15 protein-coding genes are annotated in these 19898 nt (G+C 72.1%); 7 read left to right on the forward strand and 8 right to left on the reverse strand.

Annotated features, from left to right (window positions below; genetic code table 11):
- The first annotated feature begins 60 nt into the window (after positions 1-60).
- The 3 genes from ABD120_RS28385 to ABD120_RS28395 are packed head-to-tail and all read left to right on the forward strand — an operon-like array spanning position 61 to position 3446.
- On the forward strand, positions 61-825 hold the full coding sequence (locus ABD120_RS28385) for a sugar isomerase domain-containing protein (protein ID WP_343953186.1): 765 nt from the start codon (positions 61-63) through the stop codon (positions 823-825).
- Entirely contained in the window at positions 822-1934 is a 1113-nt protein-coding gene (locus tag ABD120_RS28390) for an N-acetylglucosamine-6-phosphate deacetylase (RefSeq protein WP_343953247.1), read from the forward strand. The genes ABD120_RS28385 and ABD120_RS28390 overlap by 4 nt, the downstream gene beginning before the upstream one ends.
- A gap of 30 nt (positions 1935-1964) precedes the next feature.
- Positions 1965-3446: a sodium:solute symporter family protein gene (locus ABD120_RS28395; protein WP_343953187.1), complete on the forward strand. Its 1482-nt coding sequence runs from the start codon at positions 1965-1967 to the stop codon at positions 3444-3446.
- A gap of 52 nt (positions 3447-3498) precedes the next feature.
- Here ABD120_RS28395 and ABD120_RS28400 read toward each other — a convergent pair whose 3' ends face one another.
- The 5 genes from ABD120_RS28400 to ABD120_RS28420 all read right to left on the reverse strand — a co-directional run bounded on the left by ABD120_RS28400 (position 3499) and on the right by ABD120_RS28420 (position 12993).
- The gene (locus ABD120_RS28400) at positions 3499-5910 is read right to left on the reverse strand and encodes a hypothetical protein (RefSeq protein ID WP_343953188.1); all 2412 of its coding nucleotides are present in this window, start codon (positions 5908-5910) and stop codon (positions 3499-3501) included.
- Between the two features lie 133 nt (positions 5911-6043).
- Positions 6044-8077: a M14 family zinc carboxypeptidase gene (locus ABD120_RS28405; RefSeq protein WP_343953190.1), complete on the reverse strand. Its 2034-nt coding sequence runs from the start codon at positions 8075-8077 to the stop codon at positions 6044-6046.
- 64 nt (positions 8078-8141) lie between these two features.
- Positions 8142-10064 (reverse strand): family 10 glycosylhydrolase, encoded by a 1923-nt coding sequence (locus tag ABD120_RS28410; protein ID WP_425564048.1) that lies wholly within the window; start codon positions 10062-10064, stop codon positions 8142-8144.
- Positions 10065-10096: 32 nt separating this feature from the next.
- Positions 10097-11860: a glycosyl hydrolase family 28-related protein gene (locus ABD120_RS28415; RefSeq protein ID WP_343953192.1), complete on the reverse strand. Its 1764-nt coding sequence runs from the start codon at positions 11858-11860 to the stop codon at positions 10097-10099.
- Between the two features lie 8 nt (positions 11861-11868).
- The gene (locus ABD120_RS28420) at positions 11869-12993 is read right to left on the reverse strand and encodes an NEW3 domain-containing protein (protein WP_343953193.1); all 1125 of its coding nucleotides are present in this window, start codon (positions 12991-12993) and stop codon (positions 11869-11871) included.
- 133 nt (positions 12994-13126) lie between these two features.
- Between ABD120_RS28420 and ABD120_RS28425 the strand changes: the two genes are divergently transcribed.
- Genes ABD120_RS28425 through ABD120_RS28435 form a run of 3 tightly spaced genes read left to right on the forward strand, consistent with a single transcriptional unit; the run spans position 13127 to position 15391 of the window.
- The gene (locus ABD120_RS28425; RefSeq protein ID WP_343953194.1) at positions 13127-13801 is read left to right on the forward strand and encodes a TetR/AcrR family transcriptional regulator; all 675 of its coding nucleotides are present in this window, start codon (positions 13127-13129) and stop codon (positions 13799-13801) included.
- Positions 13783-14583: a class I SAM-dependent methyltransferase gene (locus ABD120_RS28430; RefSeq protein ID WP_343953195.1), complete on the forward strand. Its 801-nt coding sequence runs from the start codon at positions 13783-13785 to the stop codon at positions 14581-14583. The genes ABD120_RS28425 and ABD120_RS28430 overlap by 19 nt, the downstream gene beginning before the upstream one ends.
- Positions 14576-15391 carry an oxidoreductase gene (locus ABD120_RS28435; RefSeq protein ID WP_343953196.1) on the forward strand — a complete coding sequence of 272 codons (816 nt, stop codon included), beginning with the start codon at positions 14576-14578 and terminating at the stop codon, positions 15389-15391. Before ABD120_RS28430 ends, ABD120_RS28435 begins: the two co-directional genes overlap by 8 nt.
- Before the next feature lie 28 nt (positions 15392-15419).
- Here the strand turns inward: ABD120_RS28435 and ABD120_RS28440 are convergent, their stop codons facing one another.
- Positions 15420-16268 carry a 3-methyladenine DNA glycosylase gene (locus ABD120_RS28440; protein ID WP_343953197.1) on the reverse strand — a complete coding sequence of 283 codons (849 nt, stop codon included), beginning with the start codon at positions 16266-16268 and terminating at the stop codon, positions 15420-15422.
- A gap of 91 nt (positions 16269-16359) precedes the next feature.
- On the opposite strand from ABD120_RS28440, the gene recD2 reads away from it, so the two are divergent.
- A complete protein-coding gene (gene recD2, locus ABD120_RS28445; protein ID WP_343953198.1) occupies positions 16360-18468 on the forward strand; it encodes an SF1B family DNA helicase RecD2 in 2109 nt (702 codons plus the stop codon).
- Positions 18469-18551: 83 nt separating this feature from the next.
- Here the strand turns inward: recD2 and ABD120_RS28450 are convergent, their stop codons facing one another.
- Together ABD120_RS28450 and ABD120_RS28455 are read right to left on the reverse strand one after the other, a co-directional pair.
- Positions 18552-19448: an aminoglycoside phosphotransferase family protein gene (locus ABD120_RS28450; protein ID WP_343953199.1), complete on the reverse strand. Its 897-nt coding sequence runs from the start codon at positions 19446-19448 to the stop codon at positions 18552-18554.
- A 49-nt stretch (positions 19449-19497) separates the two neighbouring features.
- Positions 19498-19854 carry a nucleotide pyrophosphohydrolase gene (locus tag ABD120_RS28455; RefSeq protein ID WP_343953200.1) on the reverse strand — a complete coding sequence of 119 codons (357 nt, stop codon included), beginning with the start codon at positions 19852-19854 and terminating at the stop codon, positions 19498-19500.
- Between the last annotated feature and the right edge of the window lie 44 nt (positions 19855-19898).

The raw sequence follows: 19898 nt of genomic DNA on the forward strand, positions 1-19898 counted from the left end.
CGCGCCGTGGACTCACCCCCCGTCCCAGGGAACCCGTGCCGACAGGCTGAGGAGACCTCCGTGACCGGATCCTCCGCGCTCATGCGCACCTATTTCCAGAACATCGTCGATCTGCTCACCCGGATCGAAGCCGAGGAGGCGGCGGCCATCGACGCCGCCGCCGAGCTGGTCGCCGAGCACGCCGCCCGCGACCGGCTCGTCTACGTGTACGGCCCGGGCGGCCACTCCAACCTGGCCGCCCAGGAGGTCTTCTTCCGCGCGGGCGGCCTGGTCAACGTCAGCGCCATCCTGGACGAGGGCACACTGCTGTCGGGCGGCGCGCTGCGCTCGATGGCGATGGAGCGCACCCCCGGCTACGGGCGCCTCGTCATCGAGGACAACCGGGTCGGGGCGGGCGATCTGCTCATCCTGGTCAACGCCTACGGCATCAACGCGGCGCTGATCGACGCCGCGCTGACCGCCAAGGAGCGCGGCGCCACGGTCGTCGGCGTGTCCTCCCGCGTCCACGCCGACTCCACGGCGCCCGACCACCCGGCCCGGCATCCGTCGCGGCGCAACCTGCACGACCTGGTCGATCTGCACATCGACACCAAGGTGCCGGTGGGCGACGCCGTACTGGAGATCGAGGGGGCGGGCGAGCGGGTGGGCGCGATCTCCACCTTCGCCAACGCCTACGCGCTCAACTGCCTGATGGCCGCCGCCATCGACCGGCTGACCGGCGCGGGCGCCGACCCCGACATCTGGCGCAGCGGCAACGCCCCCGGCGGCGACGCCGCCAACGCGCTGTTCCTGCACCGCTTCAGGGACCGGGTGCGTTGGCTGTGATCGAGGGGCGGACGGCCGGCGGCGCACCGGTCCGCGTCGAGGTGGCCGGCGACCGGATCGCCGCCGTCACCCCGCTGCGGACCGCCCCCGACCTGCTGCTCCTGCCCGGCCTGGTGGACCTCCAGGTCAACGGGTACGGCGGGCACGACTTCAACGGCGCGGACGCGGAACCGGCCGAGGCGGTGCGGGCCCTGTGGCGGCGCGGCACGACCACCCTGTGCCCCACCGTCATCACCGCGCCGGAGGCGGCGATCCTCGCCTCCCTGCGGGCGATCGCCCGCGCCCGCGAGCGGGATCCGCTGATCCGGCAGGCGATCCCGGCGATCCACGTCGAGGGACCGTACCTGTCGCACGAGGACGGCCCGCGCGGCGCGCACGACGCCGCCGCACTGCGCGACCCCGACCTGGCCGAGTTCGACCGCTGGCAGGAGGCGTGCGGCGGTCTGGTGCGGATCGTCACCCTCGCACCGGAACGGAGGGGTGCCCTCGCCTACATCGAGGAGTTGTCCCGGCGCGGGGTGATCGTCGCGATCGGCCACACGGCGGCCACACCCGAACGCGTCACGGCCGCCGTCGCGGCGGGCGCCCGGCTGAGCACCCACCTCGGCAACGGCGCCCACCGGCTCCTGCCCCGCCACCCCAACCACCTGTGGACCCAACTGGCCGACGACCGGCTCACCGCGAGCCTCATCGCCGACGGCCACCACCTGCCCTCGGACACCTTCACCGCGATGCTCCGCGCCAAAGGACCCGGCCGGAGCGTGCTCGTCAGCGACTCGGTTGCGCTGGCCGGGTGCGCGCCGGGCGACTACGACACCCCCGTGGGCGGCCGGATCACCGCGCACCCCGACGGCCGACTCACCCTCCCCGGCGGCGACCTGCTCGCCGGGTCGGGCAGCAGCCTCATGGACTGCGTCGCCTGGGCCGCCGCCACCGGCCTCGGGCTCGCCGAGGCCGTCACCCTCGCCACCACCGCACCCGCCCGTCTGCTCGGCCGTACCGATCTCGGCCGTCTCACCCCCGGCGCACGTGCCGACCTGGTCGTCGCCACCCCAGACCTGTCCATACGCCGCACGTACGTCAACGGCGAGGTGGTCTTCCACGCCTGAACCGGCGTCACCCCCCTGTTAGGAGTCACCATGGGTTTTCTCGATTGGCTGGTCATCTGCGGCTACTTCGTGGTCATGCTCGCGATCGGCTGGTGGGCCAAGAAGCGGATCCACGACGCCAAGGACTTCTTCACCGCGGGTGGCCGGATGCCCTGGTGGCTGTCCGGCATCTCGCACCACATGTCCGGATACAGCGCCGCGGTGTTCGTCGGTAACGCGGCCATCGCCTACACCGCAGGATTCACCCTCTACGTCTGGTGGGCGCTGGGCATCACGATCGCGATGCTGATCGGGTCCGCCTTGTTCGCCCCACGATGGCCCCGGCTGCGGCAGCGGCTGGGCATCATCTCACCGCTGGAGTACCTCGCCACCCGTTACAACGTTCCCACCCAGCAGGTGCTCGCCTGGAGCGGCACCGCGCTGAAGGTCTTCGACGTCGGCGCCAAGTGGGCGGCGACCGCGCTCATGCTCCAGGTCTTCGCCGGGGTGCCCATCTTCTGGGGCGTGCTGCTCACCGGCGGCGTCACCCTCATCTACTCGACCATCGGCGGGCTGTGGGCCGACGCCCTCACCGACCTCGGCCAGTTCGTCATCCAGCTCATCGCCGGACTGGTCCTCTTCGTCGCGGTGCTGGGCCAGCTCGGCGGCGTCTCCGGCATCTGGACACTGTGGGACCGCCTGCCCGAGGGCCACGGGCAGCCGTTCAACGGCAACTTCACGATGGCCTTCGTCATGGTGTACCTGCTGATCAACACGCTGTCGTACAACGGTGGCACGTGGAACCTCGCCCAGCGCTTCATCGCCGCCCCCACCGGCGGCTCGGCGCGGCGCGCGGCCCTGCTGTCGGCGTCGCTGTACCTGGTGTGGCCGCTCATCCTGTTCTTCCCGATGTGGGCGGCGCCGGTGCTGATGCCGGGGCTGGAGCGGCCCGACCAGTCGTACGCGCTGATCACGCAGGCGCTGCTGCCCGGCGGCCTGATCGGACTGGTACTGGCCGGGATGTTCGCGCACACGATGGCGATGACCTCCTCCGACGCCAACGCGATCTCCTCCGTGGTGATCCGCGACATCATCCCGGCGGTCTGGAAGCGGGCGGGCCGGATGTCGTCGTCGACCGAGCTGTTCGCCGGGCGGGTCTCGACGTTCCTGTTCATCGCCCTGTCGATGGGCATCGCACTCACCGCGGACAGTTTCGGCGGCGTCCTCGGGCTGATCATCATGTGGTTCGGCGCGCTGGTCGGGCCGATCGCGATCCCGATGCTGCTCGGCATGCTCCCGGCCTTCCGCCGGTGCGGACCGACGGCCGCCATCGCCTCCTGGGCGACCGGGCTCGTGGTGTTCGTCCTGGTGAAGTACGTCGTGGACGTCGACACCTGGCTTGAGGTGGGCGGCCCGGTGATGTGCTCGGTCGTGGTGTTCGTGCTCGGCGGCCTGGTGGCCCCGTGGCGGAACGCCGAGTCCGACGCGCTCGTGGACTCGCTGGACAGCGACACCTCCACCGCCCGGGTGTGATGTTCACGGGTTTCGGCCGAGCCCCTCTCGGCCGGAACCCGTGACGGGTGCGTCAGACGGCGTACCGGAACAGCCGGCCGTCGATCTTGTAGTAGATGTTGCCGAGGTCGTCCGTGGCCAGGCCGTCCAGTGCCCGGTTCGCGGGCTTCTGGACGATCGTGGTGAGGGCGTAGTTCGACTTGGCGATCTTGAACAGCCGGTCTCCGACGGTCCCGTACACGTGGGCCGGGTCCTTGGCGACGGTGCGCAGGTCCGCGTCCCGCCACTGGGCCGAGGACTCGTAGGCCGGGTTGACGTCCGCGAACTTCTCCGAGACGTGCAGGAACCTGGAGGTGTCGGGGTCGAACACGAACAGCGCGCCCTCGGCGAACCCCCAGATCTTGCCGTCCACGACGGTGAGGTCGGTGATCGTGCTCTTGCCCGCGATGGCCGCGGGCAGCGCCTGGTGGGCGACGGCGCCGGTCGCCGGGTCGAAGACGAAGAAGCGGGTGGCGGTGGCCCGCGCGCTCGTGGTGCCGAGCGCGCCCCGGATCGAGCTGCCGCCGTAGACGCGGCCGTTGTGGTAGGCCAGGGCGACGATCGACTGGTCGGGGATGAGGTCGCGGTGGACACGATGCCCGCCGGTGGCCGGGTCGTAGACGGTCAGGGCGCCGTCGTAGCGGCCGTAGTCGGGGACCGTGCCGATGAAGACGCGGCCGTCCGGCGCCCCGGCCAGGGCGTACGGGCGTGATTGTTCGTCCCCGGCCAGGTTCAGGAGTTCGCGAGGCGCCCAAGGGCGGGCCGGGTCCTGTTCGTAGAGTTTCGCACCCGGGTAGGTCGCGATGTAGAGCTTGCCGTTGTGGTTCAGCATGCCGTCGGTCTGCGAGATCGTGCCCCGGTGCATCAGGTCCGCACGGCCGTCGTCGCCGTCGCCCCCGATCGGCTCGTAGACGCCCATCCCGCCGGTCAGGTAGGCGCCGCTGTAGATCCTGCCGTCGGGTCCTCCGGCGATGGTGTTGATCGCGGCGGGCATGATCGGCGCCCCGGCGACCGGGGCGGCGCGGGTCGCGCCGGTGGCGGGCGTGTACTTGAACAGCCGGGCCCGGTTCTCTGCGCCGCCGACCGCGACGAGGGTGTCGTCGACCCAGCCGAACCCGCTGACCTCCATGGCGAGGTCCACCCCGGTCGGCTGCTCGGTCTTGGCGGCGATGTCGTAGGCGTGCAGGGCCGTACCCTTGACGAAGTAGACCTTGCCGTCGCGGGCGTCTGACAAGTGCGGCGCGGTGCCCGGGATCTCCGCCTCCAGGGTGGCGGTGGCGCCGGACATCCTGAACACCAGAAGCGTGCCCTCGACGCGGGCCAGCAGCCGCCCGCCGGTCCACTTCAGCGAGGTCACCATCGACATGTCGCGGAACCTCGCGGGCAGGATGTCGACCTTCCGGGCCTGCGCGTCGCCGTTGTCGAAGCGGATGAGCGCGGCGTTGCTGCCGGTGCCGAGGTAGGTGACGTCGGCGACGTCGTCGTAGGCGATGCTGCGCACGTACTTCTTGCCCGGCCAGACGGGGACGCCGCCGAGGTCCTGGTAGCCGCTGCCCTCGCGGTACTTGAAGAAGCCCGCCGCCGGGTAGGTGCCGCCGTAGATCTTGCCGTCGCGGCCGGGGGTCATGGCCCAGACCTGGTTGCCGCTCGCCTTGTGTCTCCAGGTGACCGTGTTCGTGCCCTGGACGTGGCGGTAGATGCCGGCGTTGGTGTAGGTGCCGACGTAGACGGAGCCGTCGGTGGCGGTGGCCGCCGCCCAGCCGCCGGTCGCGCCCTCCAGGGGCTGCGACAGCACGACCTTCTCCGTGGCGGTGTCGATGGCGACGAACCGGGCGTCGTCGTCCTGGGTGCCGGTGAAGACCGTGTAGGCGACGCCCCGGTGGGCGTCGGTGCCGAAGGTGACGGCGTTCGGCGTGGAGTTCTCCACCTGGACGCCGAGGTTCGCGATCTCCGGGGTGAAGGCCACCTCGTCCCAGTGGGTGACGCCGGTGACCGCGTTGGCCGAGTAGAGCACCACGCTGGCCCGGGTGGCGCCCGCGGGCGCGGTGGCCTTGACCTGGATGTCGCTCCAGCGGCCCGCCGGGGCGCTCACCGGGGTGAAGCCGGAGCCGAGCAGGGCTGCGCCGGACCAGAAGCGGAGGTAGAGGTCGGCGCGGCCGCTGACCGGGAAGACCTTGGCGAAGGCCACGTAGGCGGTGCCCGCGGTGACGGGCACCTGCCCGCTCTCCAGTCCGACGGGTTCGGTGGCCGAGGTGTCGGTGAGCAGGGCGCTGGCGGTGCCGCGCCAGGCCTGGTCGGTCGAAGCGGCGGTGCCGCCGGTGCCGTGGCTCTGCGTCCACCCGGTGAGGCCGTTCTCGAACCCGTGGTTGGTCATGAGGGTGTCGGCCGACGCGGGTACGGCGAGCGTGACGAGAACGAGGAGCAACGCGGTTAAGGCTGGCCTCATGGCACTCCCTGAGAGGAGACTTTTTCGGACCTGACCGATATTTGCGCAATTCGTATCATGCACGCCGGAAATCAATCAAGAGATGAAAAAAGGAGTGCCCATACCAAGCGGTATGAGCACTCCTCCGGCAGGGTCAGCCCTTCGGCCGGTAGTCCGCTGCCACTCCGATGAGGCTGATCAGGCCGTTCGCGAACTCCTGCGCCTCCTGGTGGCCCTCCTCGAAGGGCGGCTGGAAGCCCACCGCCCGCCAGGTCCTGGCCGCCGGATCCCACAGGTCGGCACCGACCTCGAAGTCCCAGCCGAACACGCCGTACTCGTACCAGAGCTCGTCGGCCGAGTTACCCGCCGCCGAGTAGAGCACGTCCGTGACCGGCCCGGTCTGCTGCGGCCAGGTCACCGTGCCGCGATGGGCGGCGATCGCCTGCTCGATCGTGCGGGCCGAGCGCATGAAGTACGCCTCCTGCTCGGCCGTCGGCCGGGGCAGCGTGACCCGCCCGTCCAGCTTGTACGCCCCGGGCGGCCACATGAAGAAGCCGCCGTAGCTGTGCACGTTCATGGCGAACTTGATGTTGCGGTAGGTCTTGGCCAGCCACATGACGTTGCGGCTCTCCGGCTCGGAGTGCTCGCCCGGCCCGGCGAAGCTGCCGCTCTGGCAGTTGGCCGAGGCGCCGAAGTAGCCGTCGCTCAGCGACCCGCTGGCGTAGTTGCGGTTGATGTCCACGCCCCAGCTGTTGCGCAGCGCCGGGTCCGACTGCTGCGCCGGGCAGTGGTTGGTCAGGTTCTTCCGCTGCATCGGGAAGTCGTAGAAGCTGTAGTTGGCCCCGTCGGGGTTCACGGTCGGCACGATGAACACGTCCGTGCGCTGGAGCAGCCGCCGGGTGGCCGGGTCGCGCCGGTGGTTGCGCAGCAACCGCTCGGCCGCCTCGATCGTGACCAGCGGCGTCACCCACTCGCGGGCGTGCTCCTGGGCGTAGGCGAGCACGCCGGTGCGCGAGCCGTCCCGGTGCGCGCCGATGCGCAGCGCCAGCACGGTCGCGGGCGCCCGCGACACGTCGGCGGGCGCCTTGAGGGAGTCGCTGAGCGCGGTCCTCGGCGCGGCGGCCACGATGCCCTGACCGCTGTCGCCCCGGTACGGCGTCGCCTTGACCAGGTGCCCGGCCTGGGCGTTGAGCGCGGCGACGACCTGCGCGGCGGTGCTCGCCAGCGCGCCGCCCGGCCCGGTGGCGAGACTGACCGTGACGGTCCCGCCCTCGACGGCGACCTGGAGGGGGCGCTCGGCGGCGCCCGGGTCCACCAGTTCGACGGCCACGTCGTTGCCGCCCTCGGAGCCGTAGGCGAGCGAGGTCACGACGACGGTGCCGAACTGCGCCTGCGCGTGCCTGCGGTACCCGTTGGTCTTGTTGGGCAGCTCGATGAGGTCGGTCAGCTCGGGGAAGCGCCGGTGCAGGTCCCTGACCCGGGCGTTGAGCTGCGCCGGGGTCATGTACTGGGAGACGAAGTCCTTCTGGTAGCCGGGCGCGGTGCGGTCGGGGCGCTCGCCGTCCGGCCATTCCCGCACCCTCGCCTGCGCCTTGCCGCCGCCCGCCGAGGTCACGGTGACCCACTGCGGCCGGGACTCGGCGGGGACGGGGGTGGCGAACTGGTGCCCGAGATAGGCTCCGGCGTCCTCGTAGGGCACCATCGCCACCTCGCCGCCGCCCTTCGGGCCGCGCCAGGTCGTGCTCAGCGCGGCGGCGGCGCCCGCCGAACTGCTCGCCTCGACCGACAGGAAGTAGCCGTCGCGCGTCTTGAACCAGACGGCCCGCTCGATGACGATCCGGTCGGCGGCGGTGGTGGTCTTGGGCGCCTGCTTGGCCTGCGCCAGGTCGGGCGTGGTCACCCCGAGGCCACGCAGTTCCGCCAACTGGCTCGGGGTGAGCACGGCGTCCACCTGGATGCTGCCGTCCGCCTGCGGCCGCACCCGCTCGGTCAGGTCGGTGCCACGGGCCACGAGCTGCGCGAACGCCGCCCGGTCCGGCACCGACAGGGTGAGCAACGACGCGGGTTCCGGCTCCGCCGCCGGGCCCGCGAGAGCATTCGACGTCGCGGGCCCGGCTGGAGCGGTGGCCAACAGGGCGGTGGTGAGGGTGAGGGTCAGGACACTTGCTGCGGCGCGTAAGCCGCGCATGGCGCCTCCTAGATCAAGCCATCAGGAGCTCATTCAAAAGCCCGCCCGGCCGCGCCCGCAACTCTCAGACTTCGGTGATGCGTACGGCGTCGGCCACGACGTAGCCGGTGGTGGAGGTCCAGCGGCTGACGCCGACGACGTTGCCCGCGCCCGCCTGCAACGTGAAGGTGCCGAGGGAGCGCCACTGCCCGCCGCCCGAGCGCTGGTCCACCCTGACGGTCTGACCCGCGACGAGGAACGGCGTCGAGCTGTTGTATCCGGGATCGTCCGGGTACCAGACCTCGACCCGGTAGGAGCCGGTCGCCGGGAGGTCGGCGCTGAACCAGGCCGGGTCGCTGGCCGCGACCGGCGGGGCGTAGCGGTAGTCGGCGCCGTGCCGCTGGCTGGAGAAGGTGGAGGTGCCCCACGCGGTCCCGGCCGTGAACCCGGCGCCCGCGTTGTCGATCACCACGCTGAACGGCCCGCCGCTGCCGGCCACGACCCGGCCCTGGCTCTGCGGGCTCTCGTGCTGGGCGCGGCCGAGCGCGCTCACGTAGTAGGTGTAGGTGCCGCTGCCCGCCGTGGTGTCGGTGAACGTGGTGCCGCGCGTGGTCCCGACCAGGTTGCGCGCGTCGGCGAACTGGCAGGGGTCGGCGGCCGGCGAGCCGTCCACGCGGTAGACGGCGTAGGACGTACCGGTGCCCTGCCAGGCCACGGCGACGCCGCCGGTTCCCCGGGTGGCCGAGGTGACGGACGGCGCGGGCGGCGCCTGCGCGGTGCCGAACTCGGGGGCGAGCGCGGGCCTGGTGTAGTGGGCGGCGGCCAGCGTGGAGAAGCTGCCGATCCGGTCGGCCTTCACGTCCTTGGCGCTGAAGAAGACGTCGCCGCCCACCTCGGGGTGCTGCCTGTTGTAGGTGAGGTGGTCGGACAACTCGGCGGGACGCTGCCAGGAGGCGTCCGTGCCGGCGCGGTAGGCGGCCTGGCCGACGTACAACTGCACGTCGGTGCCCTTGACCGTGTCGGCCCACCAGGCGGTGAGCACCTTGTAGTCCGCGACGCTGTAGCCGATGTGCCAGTAGATCTGCGGGGTGACGTAGTCGATCCAGCCCTGCTTGACCCAGCGGCGGGAGTCGGCGTAGATCGCGTCGTAGGACTGCAGGCCGGAGCTGCGCGAGCCGAGCGGGTCGGTGCTCGCGTTGCGCCAGATGCCGAAGGGGCTGACGCCGAAGCGCACGTGCGGCTTGGCCTGGTGGATACGCTGGTCTAGCTCCTGGATGAGCTTGTTGACGTTGTCGCGCCGCCAGTCGTGGACGTTGCCGAAGCCGCCGCCGTACTGCGCGTACGTCGCGGAGTCCGGGATGCTCTGGCCGCTGACCGGATACGGGTAGAAGTAGTCGTCGAGGTGCACGCCGTCGATGTCGTACTTCGTGACCGCGTCCATCATGGCGTCCTGGATGAAGGAGCGCACGGCGGGGATGCCCGGGTTGTAGAAGAGCTTGCCGCCGTAGGCGAAGCGCCAGCCGGGGTTCCTGCGCGCGGGGTGACTCGCGACCAGCCGGTTGGGGTCGGCGTGGTTGGCGATGCGGTACGGGTTGAACCAGGCGTGGAACTCCAGGTTGCGGGCGTGGGCCTCCTTCACCATGAAGTCCATGGGGTCGTAGCCGGGGTCACCGCCCTGGGTGCCGGTGAGCCACTGCGACCACGGTTCGTGGGGCGAGGGCCAGAACGCGTCGGCGGTCGGCCGGACCTGCACGACGACCGCGTTCATCCGCCGCTGCACGGCGAGGTCGAGCCACGCCCGGAACTCCGCCTGCTGGGCGGCGACGCCGAGCCCGGTGCGGCTGGGCCAGTCGATGTTGGACACGCTGGACACCCACATGGCCCGGAACTGACGTTTGGGGGTGGCGGGATCGGTGGCGCAGGCGGCCGCTGCGGCGGTCTGCGCGGGGCTCAGAAGGGACGTGAGAAGAAGGGCTAGGACGGCTAAGACGCTTCGACCTGCTGTCACGAAAGAAAGCTTCTTCTCCGTGACTGCGGCTGTCAATTATCAACATGCGCCCGTTGAGCCGCGTACAGGTCCGTGACGTGCGGGCGCACGCCGTGGTCGGCCGTCAGGGACTCCAGATCGCCGGTGAAGTCTGGGCCCAGCCCGCTGCCGGTGCCGGAGGCGCCCTGGACCCCTACCGTCAGGCTGCGGGGGGCGGCGTCGGCGATCGTGAGAGCGTACGGGCTGCCGCCGGTGACGCGGACGTTCCAGTGGGCGATGCGCGCGCCGAACAGCGGCCCCGAGGCGCCGGAGCCGCCCACGCGGCCGTTGTTGACCAGGGTGATGTCGGTCCTGACGTTCTCGAACGGCAACCCGCGATGGGTGTCGAAGGTGCCCTCCGCCATCCGGCCACGCCGCCACACGTTGCCGGACGACAGCCCTTCCAGGTTGAGGCCGTGGTGGACGGCACCGGCGGGGACCGGCACGGTGAACGCCTCGATCTCGAAGTCCTCGACCAGGTTGTCGTGCGACTGCATGCGGCAGGCGAAGCTGTGGTGGGCGGCCCGTCCGCCGACGGCCACCCGGCGCAGCGTGACCGACTTGGCCGTGGTGAAGCCGAAGCCGAGGTCGCAGTTCTCCACCCGCACGTCGAAGGCCCAGCAGTCGTGCACCGCCTGGAAGCAGACGCCGTTGGCGCCCGGGTGCCTGTTGTGCGCGGTCATCGGGGCCGGGACGTTGCTCACGGTCAGCCGTTCCACCCCGCTGTCGTGCACGGTCGGCCCGATGGCGCGTAACCGGGCGGGCCAGTCGGGGCGCAGGTCGTACCTGATCGGCTGGGCCAGCCGTACCAGCCGGGGACCGACGATCTCCGCCACCCGTACCGGCCACTGGAAGGAGGAGTACTGGACGTACTGCCCGCCGGACCCGGTCACGAGTTGCGGCGCGCGGCGCGGCCAGTCGTAGGCGCGGGCGCCTGGAACGTCCCCGGCGAGGTGCTTGAGCAGGCCGGCGTCCGGGCGGTTCTCGGTCTCCAGCACGACGGTGTCGCCCACGCGCAGCCCCGCCGTATCGGAGACCAAGAGGGTGGTGCTGCCTCTGGTCGCGGCGGCGACCTCGGCGAGCACTTCCCCCATCAGCCAGTTCTCGGTGCCCGCGTAGTCCTCGGCCTCCGACCTGGCCCGGCGCTCCTGCGAGACGAACCAGATCTGGCCGCCCGTCCACGACCAGCGACTGTTGCCGTTGGACTGCCTGGCCTGCCGGTAACCGTCGTCGAGCGGCCTGGTGAAGCGCAGCACCGTCGTGTCGCGGCCCGCGCCGCGCAGCACCACGTTCGACCAGTGCACGAACACCGGCGCGCCCAGCAGGTACGTCCCGGCGGGGACCAGCACCGCTCCCCCGCCGCTCTCGCCGGCCGCCCTGATCGCGGCGTTGAAGGCCGGGGCGCAGTCGGTGACGCCGTCGGCCCTGGCGCCGTGGTCGGTCACCCGGACGGCCACCCGCTCCGGCCTGGGCAGACGGGCACCGCCCCGATATCCGGCGTGGGAGACGTCGGGCACCAGCGGGTGCGCGCCCGGCGCCCGCGCCCACTGCCGCAGCAACACCTCGGAGGTGTCCTTCGGCGAGTTCCCCTCATAGGACGCCGCCTCGGCGCGGACGGGCTCGGTTCGGGCGGGGGCCGCGAGGGCAGGGGTCGCCAGGGTGGGGGTCGCCAGGGTGGGGGTCGCCAGGGTGGGGGTCGCCAGGGTGGGGGTCGCCAGCGCCCCGGCGGCGGCGCCGAGCAGGGTGCGGCGGGTCACGAGGGCCGGGTCGTCGTGCATGCTGCTCCCTAACTCTTCCGGTCCGAGACGCTCGCGGCGGGCCCGATGGACAGCCGGTCCAGGTCGGGGGCCACCTCGGTGTCGTTGTGGATCTTGATGGTGTTGGCGCCCGCCCTGAGCGTGACCGGCAGTTCCACGATGTACGGCCGGTTGTTGCCGACGCCGTCCACCCGCACCTCGACCGGGGCCGCGTCGTTGACGGTCGCGAAGAACGAGCGCGGCCCGTTCACGGTGAAGTCCGCGACCAGCGTGTACGGCCCCTGCGGCACCACCACGTTCTCGAACAACACATACGCCTCGGGCTCGCCCCCGATGTTGCGTACCTTCTGCCCGCCGGAGCAGGCTCCGCAGCCGGTGACGCCGGAGCTGCCGAGCCGGTTGGCCGTGTCCTCCGCCTCGCGGACGAACAGGCGATCGGCGGGGCGCTGCCGTACGCGGAACTGCTTGACGGTGCGCGCCTCACGCCCGAGCACCTGGAACGCGGCGGTGATCGGGACGTCGGCCGCCGGGTCCTGCCCGGGAGGCGAGGTCAGCGTCCAGGTGGCCGTCAGGGTCCGGCCGATCCGCAGGCTCGTGGCAGTGGCCGCCTCTCCCTCGACGGTCCACCCCTGCGGCGCCGTCGGGGCCAGCCTGACCTGATCGAGCTGGTCGTCCACGTCCAGGCGCAGGCTCGCGGCGACCTTGATCGACTGCTGTCCCCGGCCGACCCACTGCAGGCCGCCCGGCTCGACGGTGAGCGTGGTGGCCGGCACGGACGCCGCGGGCGGCATCGGCCCGACGGAGATCCGGTCGAGGCCCGCCCCCTCGGCGGCGATCCTGATCGTGTTGGCCCCTGCCGCCAGCGGGACGGCGAGGGCCGAGACGGCGGGCACGTCGGGCCGCACCGCCGCACCGGGGACGCCGACGGGGGCGCCGCCGTTGACGCTCACCCGGGACGGCCCGGTGTGGTCGAGTTGCAGCCGGTAGGTGCCCGCCTCGGCCACGGTGACGTCCCGGTAGGTCACCTCCCCACCGGTCACCTGGGCGCTTCCCGAGCAGGCCCGGCACGGCTCCACCCTGACGCCGCGCGAGCGGGAGGCGTGTTCGGCCTCCAGCGGCACCCGGGCGCCGAAGCATAGGACGCGTAGCCGCACGGCGTTGCTCCCTTGCTGGACGGGGGGAGATCCAGACATCCGATGATTACAAGCGCTTGCGGGGCGGTCAAGCGGGGCGTACGCTCGTGACCAGAATTCAAATCTGGTCATCCAGTCACTCGGAGGCGCCCCGGTGAGCGAGTCCAACCGCGAGCGGGCCGACCGCGTCCTCGACGCGGCAGCCGAACTGCTGGTACGGCACGGCGCCCGCAAGGTCACCGTCGACGACATCGCGCTGCGCGCCGGGGTCGGCAAGGGCACGCTCTATCTGCACTGGCCCACCAAGCACCGGCTGTTCGCCGCCCTGTACACCCGTGAGGCCCTCGCCTATGTCCGGCTCCTCGCCGCCGAGATGCGCCGCGACCCCGCCTCGGTCCGCCCGCACCGGCTGCTGCCGTACACCTATCTGAGCGTCACCGGCAGGCCGGTGCTGCGGGCGCTCCTCACCGGCGACGGCGCCCCCTTGCAGAGCGGGGGCGACGGCGACGGGATGCGCAGGGAGGAGCTGATGGCCTGGCCGCGTCTGCACGACGTGCTCGTCAGGCACGGGCTGCTGCGCTCCGACGTGCCCGACCTGCCGTACACGCTGAAGACGATCAGCGCCGGGTATTACCTGCTCGACGCGATGGACCCGGAGGACGCCAGGGGAACCGAGGCGAAGGCCGAGTCCTTCGCCTACGTCGTGCGGGCGGCCTTCGAGCCTCCGGGTGAGCCCGGTGAGCGGACGCTCGCCGAGGCGGCGGCCGAGGTCGTCGCCATCGCGGAGGAACTGGTCCCACAGTACGAGAAGTGGATCTACGAACGATGAAGGCGCAGCTGAAAGGGGTCGAACGGACCCTGCTCTACACGCTGTACTTCCGCGCCCTCGACGCCCGCTCGGCGCACCCGATCGTCGGCGACGCGTGGGCGGAGGACGTGCTCGCCCGCGTCGAGCACTCCCCGTGGAAGATCAGGATGGCGGCGGGCGACCGCTTCCTCGGCATCCTGCGCGCCCGCAAGATCGACGACTGGACCCGCGCCCATCTGGCCGCCTACCCGGACACGACCGTCCTGCACCTGGGCTGCGGCCTCGACAGCCGCGTCTTCCGCCTGGACCCGCCGCCCACCGTGCGCTGGTACGACGTCGACTACCCCGACGTGATCGCGCTGCGCCGCGAACTCTACCCCGAGCGCGCCGGCACCGAGACCGTCCCCACGTCCGTCACCGCGCCCGGCTGGCTGGAGCGCCTGCCCGCCGGCGGGCCCGTGCTGGTCGTCGCCGAGGGCCTGTTCATGTACCTGCGCGAAGGCGACATCAGGCGGCTGCTCCAGCAGGTCGCCGCCCGCTACCCGACCGGCCAGGTCGTCTTCGACACGCTCTCGCCGTGGATGGCCGCCACCGGCCGCCTGTTCGGCTTCACCCTCTGGCCCCTCGCCGACCCACGCCGGCTCGAACGCTGGGACGCCCGGCTGCACCTGATCGAGGAGATCCCCACGATCTGGTCGGTCGAGCACGTCACCGGCCCGCTCTTCCGGCTCGCCTACCGGATCCGGGCGCTGCGCGAGGGCATGCACCTGCTCCGCTACCGATTGGGGAACGCCGATGTCTAAGGTCTGCCTCGTCACCGGTGCCTCCTCCGGCATCGGCCTGGCCACCGCGCTCGAACTCCGCCGCGCCGGCCACACCGTGTACGGCGCCGCGAGACGCGTCGAGCGCATGGCCCCGCTGGAGGCGGCGGGCGGCCACGCGCTGCGAATGGACGTCACCGACGAGGCCGAGGTGCGCCGTGCCGTCGACACCGTCTCGGCCGCGCACGGCGGCGTCGACGTGCTGGTCAACAACGCCGGCATCGGCCTGTACGGCTCGGCGGAGGAAGTGCCGCTGGAGCGGGCCCGCGCCTGCTTCGAAGTGGACGTCTACGCCCCGGCGCGGCTGGTGCAACTCGTGCTGCCGTACATGCGGGAGCGGCGCTTCGGCCGGATCGTCAACGTGTCGTCGATCGGCGGGGTGATCACGCTGCCGATGGGCGCCTGGTACCACGCGGCCAAGCACGCCCTGGAGGCGTACTCCGACTGCCTGCGCCAGGAGGTCGGAGGTTTCGGGATCGATGTCGTGCTGATCGAGCCGGGGCTGATCCGTACGGAGTTCGGCCACGGCACCATGGACGACCTGCGCGAGGTCTCCGGGCGCGGGCCGTACCGGGCGATGGCCGAGCGGATGGCGGCGGGCGGCGAGGCGGCCTTCGACGAGAACAGCCGGGCCTCGGGGCCGGACGTGGTCGCCGCCGCGATCCGCAGGGCCGCCGAGGTCGCACGCCCCAAGCCGAGGTATGTCGTGGGGTCGCGGGCCAAACCGGTGGTCGGTCTGTACCGGCTGCTGCCGACCCGCATGTGGGACCGCCTGGCCACCAAGACCTGACCGCAATCAGGTCCCAGCCAGGTCGCGGTCAGCCCGCGGTCACCGCGTCGATCACGCCGAGCAGGCGCAGGCGGAGGTCCGCCGCCCGTTCGGCGAAGTCGCGCTGGGCGCTCGCGTAGACCGCGCGGCCGGCCACCGTCTCGATCTCGATCGGCTCGTAGCCGAGGTGCCGCAGATCGTACGGGCTGGCCCGCATGTCCACCGCCCTGATCTCCCTGGCCAGCGCGAAGCAGTCGGCCACCAGTTCGCTCGGCACCAGCGGCGTCAGCTTGTAGGCCCATTTGTACAGGTCCATGTTGGCGTGCAGGCAGCCCGGCTGCTCCAGCTCCGTCTGCCGCTCCCGGCTCGGCTGGAGCACGTTCAGCGGCCGGGCGGGCTCGGTGAAGAACCGGAAGGCGTCGAAGTGGCTGCAGCGCACCCCGCGCGCCTCGACCACGGCGGCGACCTCGTCCGGCGCCAGCCGCAGCGGCTGCGCCGCGTGCCTGACCTCCTCGGTCCGGTAGACCATCGCCCACTCGTGCAGCCCGAAGCAGCCGAAGTGCGGTGCCCGCGACGCCGTCGCCCGCAGCAGGGCGGCGGTCCAGCCCAGGGTGGCCTCCCGCCGCGCCCGCCAGGTCGCGACGTCGAGCACCGCCCCGTCCGGCGTGTCCACGTACTCGGGCCCGAACTCCCGCGCCCCGGCGAGCACCACCCCGGCGCCGGGATGCCAGCGCCGCAGCCGCGCCGGGCGGAAGTTGTAGTAGGTGAACAGGAAGTCCTCGACCGGGTGCGGGTGCCCGTCCTGGCGCCTGCTCAGGTGCGGCTCGATCCAGGCGCCCACGCGCCGCGCGTGGGCCTGGGCCCGCGCGCGCCATTCCGGCTCGGCAAGGATTCTCACCGCATCATGGTAGGAGGCCACCGGGGACTGTCGGTCCGTACCCCTAGGCTGCCTGTCATCGTCTTCTTCCGAAAGGCCGGGTTCCAGCGGCGTGGAGTCCTCCGTCGAGCAACTGGTGTACGTCCGCGACGACGCCTACACCGTGGCCCGCATGAGCGCCGAGGGGCGGCCCGGTTTCGTCGCGGCGGGCCGGGCGCTGGCCGGGGTGCAACCGGGTGAGACCGTCGAGCTGACCGGCGAGTGGGAGGAACACCCGCGCCACGGCCTTCGCCTGGCCGTCACCGGCTGCGAACGCGTCACACCCTCCACCGTCCGGGCCATCCGGCTCTACCTCGGCTCCGGCCTGATCAGGGGCATCGGCCCGCGCCTGGCCCAGGCCATCGTCGACCACTTCGGGCAGAGCAGTCTCGCCGTCATCGACGCCGCGCCCGAGCGGCTGCGCGAAGTGATCAACATCGGGCCGGTGCGCCAGGCGCAGATCGTCGAGGCGTGGCAGGAGCAGAAGGCCGTCGCCGAGCTGATGGTGGTGCTCCAGGGCTTCGGCGTCAGCCCGCTGCTGGCCACCAAGATCTACCAGGTGTTCGGCACCGACGCGGGCCGGGTGCTGAAGGACGACCCCTACCGGCTCATCGGCCGCGTGCGCGGCATCGCCTTCGCGACCGCCGACCGCATCGCACTGCGCTCCGGCACCCCCGAAAGCAGCCCGGCCCGGCTGAAGGCCGCACTGCTCGACCGCCTCGACACTGCGGCCAGCGGCGGCGGCCACTGCTTCCTGTCGCCGACCGCCCTGGTCACCCGCACGGTCGAACTGCTCCAGCAGGACCAGGAGCCGATCGAGCGGGCCCTCGACGCGCTCGTGTCCGAGCTGCGGGTGGTCCGCGAGGCCGAGGCCGTCTACACCAAGGAGACCCACGCCCGCGAGGTCAGGCTGGCCGCCGAACTGACCCGGCTGTCGCGGGCCCGCTCGACGCTGCGGCTGCGCGACTACCGCGAGGACACCTCGCTCGACGACGACCAGCGGGCGGCCGTCACGATGGCGCTCACCAGCACCGTTTCGGTGCTGACCGGCGGGCCCGGCTGCGGCAAGAGCCACACGGTGCGCGCGCTCGCGGCGACCGTACGCGCGATGGGCGGGCGGGTCACGCTCTGCGCGCCCACCGGCAAGGCGGCCAAGCGGCTGTCCGAGCTGACCGGCCAGCCGGCGACGACCGTCCATCGGGTGCTGGCGCACGAGCCCGACCCCGACGCGCTGTTCGACGAGACCCCGGTGCGCGCCGACCTCATCGTGGTCGACGAGGCCGGCATGCTCGATCTGGGCCTCGCGACCCGGCTGGCCGCCGCGATCCCGTCGGGCGGCCATCTGCTCCTGGTGGGCGACGGCGACCAGTTGCCGAGTGTCGGCCCCGGCAACGTGCTGGCCGACCTGCTGCGGGTCGAGGAGATCCCGCGCGTCCGGCTCACCCGGGTCTTCCGGCAGGCCGAGGGCAGCGCGATCATCGAGGCGGCCCACCGGGTGCGCGGCGGCGAGCTGCCCTCGGTGCCGGGCGGCGGCGGGTTCTGGTTCGAGGAGCTCGACGACCCGGCCGCCGTCGCCGAGCGGGTGGTCCACCTGGCGACGGTCGCCATCCCGCGCAAGCAGGGCGTCGATCCGGGCCGGGTGCAGGTGCTCGCGCCGATGCGCAAGGGCGACGCGGGCACCGTCGAGCTCGGCCGCAGACTGCAGGAACGCCTCAACCCGGCCGCCGAGGACAAGGCGGAGCACTGGTCGGGCGCCACGCTGTTCCGTACGGGCGACCGGGTCATGCCGATCCGCAACAACTACGACAAGGGCGTCTTCAACGGCGAAACCGGGGTGATCACCCGGCTGGTGCCCGAAGAGCGGCTGGCCGAGGTGCTCATCGACGACGGCGCCACGGTCACCTACACCTTCGACGAACTCGACGACCTCACCCACGCCTACGCCATCAGCGTGCACCGGGCGCAGGGCAGCGAGTACCCGTTCGTGGTCGCCCCGCTGGTCGTGGAGGCGGGCGGCATCATGCTGCGCCGCCGCCTGCTCTACACGCTGCTCACCCGCGCCCGCTCCTGGGTGGTGCTGGTCGGCCAGCGCAAGGCCCTCGAACTGGCCGTCCACCGGCTCGGTCACCGCCGCAACACCGGCCTGGCCGACCGCCTCCTGGCCCTGTCGCAGGCCATGTAGCAGAAGCGTCGCCTCCGTGCGTGCGAGCCGGCGTCAGCGCTCCACGATCCCGTGGCCGCAGCAGCAGCGAACCGACCGGACCGTCAACCTTCGAGGATCTCGTTCAGCCTGGTGAGCGCGAGCTCCACCCGCTCGGGGTGGTCGGCGAAGAACGGGTCGTCCGGCGTGGGCAGCGACGAGGCCAGTGCCCAGCCGCGCCCGCGCAGCCAGGTCGCCTCGTCGGCGCCGACCTTCTCCCTGAACACCTCCCGCACCCGCTTCGGCAGGAACAGCCAGGCGGGCAGCATGTCCACCGCCGGGTCCCCGGCGGCCAGGGTGCCGAAGTCGATGACCGCGCTCAGGCGCCCCTCGACCGACAGCAGATTGCCCACCGCCAGGTCGCCGTGGACCCACACCGGCGGCCCCGCCCACGCGGGCGCCGCCAGTATCTCTTCCCACAGCGCCATCAGCCGGCCGGTGTCGGCCAGGCCGCCCAGCTTCTCGATCTTGGGCCGGATCCGTGACTCGACGGCGATCGAGTCGCGCGGATCGCCCATCGGCACGCCCCGGAAGGCGTTGCTCCACTCCGGTCCCGGCGCGCCCGTGGCGTCGATCGCCTGCAGCGCGAGGATAAACTCCGCCAGCCGGACCGCGGCCTCCACCGGGTCGGCCAGCCCTTCGGGCGTGGCGGTCTCGCCGGGCAGCCACCGGTAGACCGACCACGGGAACGGGTAACCCTCGCCTGGCTCCCCCTTCGCCACCGGTTGCGAGATCGGCAGCGGCAGCTGCGGCGCCAGCCTGGGCAGCCACGTGTGCTCACGCTCCACCTGCCCGACCCACCGCTCGTAGCGCGGCAGCCGCAGCGACAGCTCCCCGCCCAGGCGGAAGGTCGCGTTGTCCATGCCGGGCCTGGGGACCGGCACCACGTCCAGGTCGGCCCAGTGCGGGAACTGCGCGGCGAGCAGCCGCCGTACGAGATCGACATCGATGGTCAACGACATGGGTCCATGACAGCGCATGGCGAGGCGAGGAGGCCAACCATTTACGGCGTCACGGCGGAAGCGGCGGGGCCTTGCGGGCCGAGCCCCGGTAGACCTCCGGGTCGTAACGGCGGGCGCTGTCGTCGAGCTTCGCGTGCGCGGCGGCCACCAAGTCGACGCCCAGGACGTCGGCGAGCCGTACCAGATAGCCGGTGACGTCGCCCAGTTCGTCGCGCACCCGGGCGAGCGTCTGCTCGTCGAGGTCGCCGGCCTCCTCAGGCGTCAGCCACTGGAACTCCGCCACCAGCTCGCCCACCTCGCCCGACAGCGCCATCACCAGGTTCTTCGGCGTGTGGAACCGCTCCCAGTCGCGCTCCTGTGCGAAGCCGCGCAGCCGGGCGGCCAGTCCTTCGAGATCGTCGTGCACAGACCCCAGGCTCTCATCCCGCACCGGCGGGCGGGCCCCGGCAC

The organism is Nonomuraea longicatena, assembly GCF_039525605.1.
Classification (GTDB): domain Bacteria; phylum Actinomycetota; class Actinomycetes; order Streptosporangiales; family Streptosporangiaceae; genus Nonomuraea; species Nonomuraea longicatena.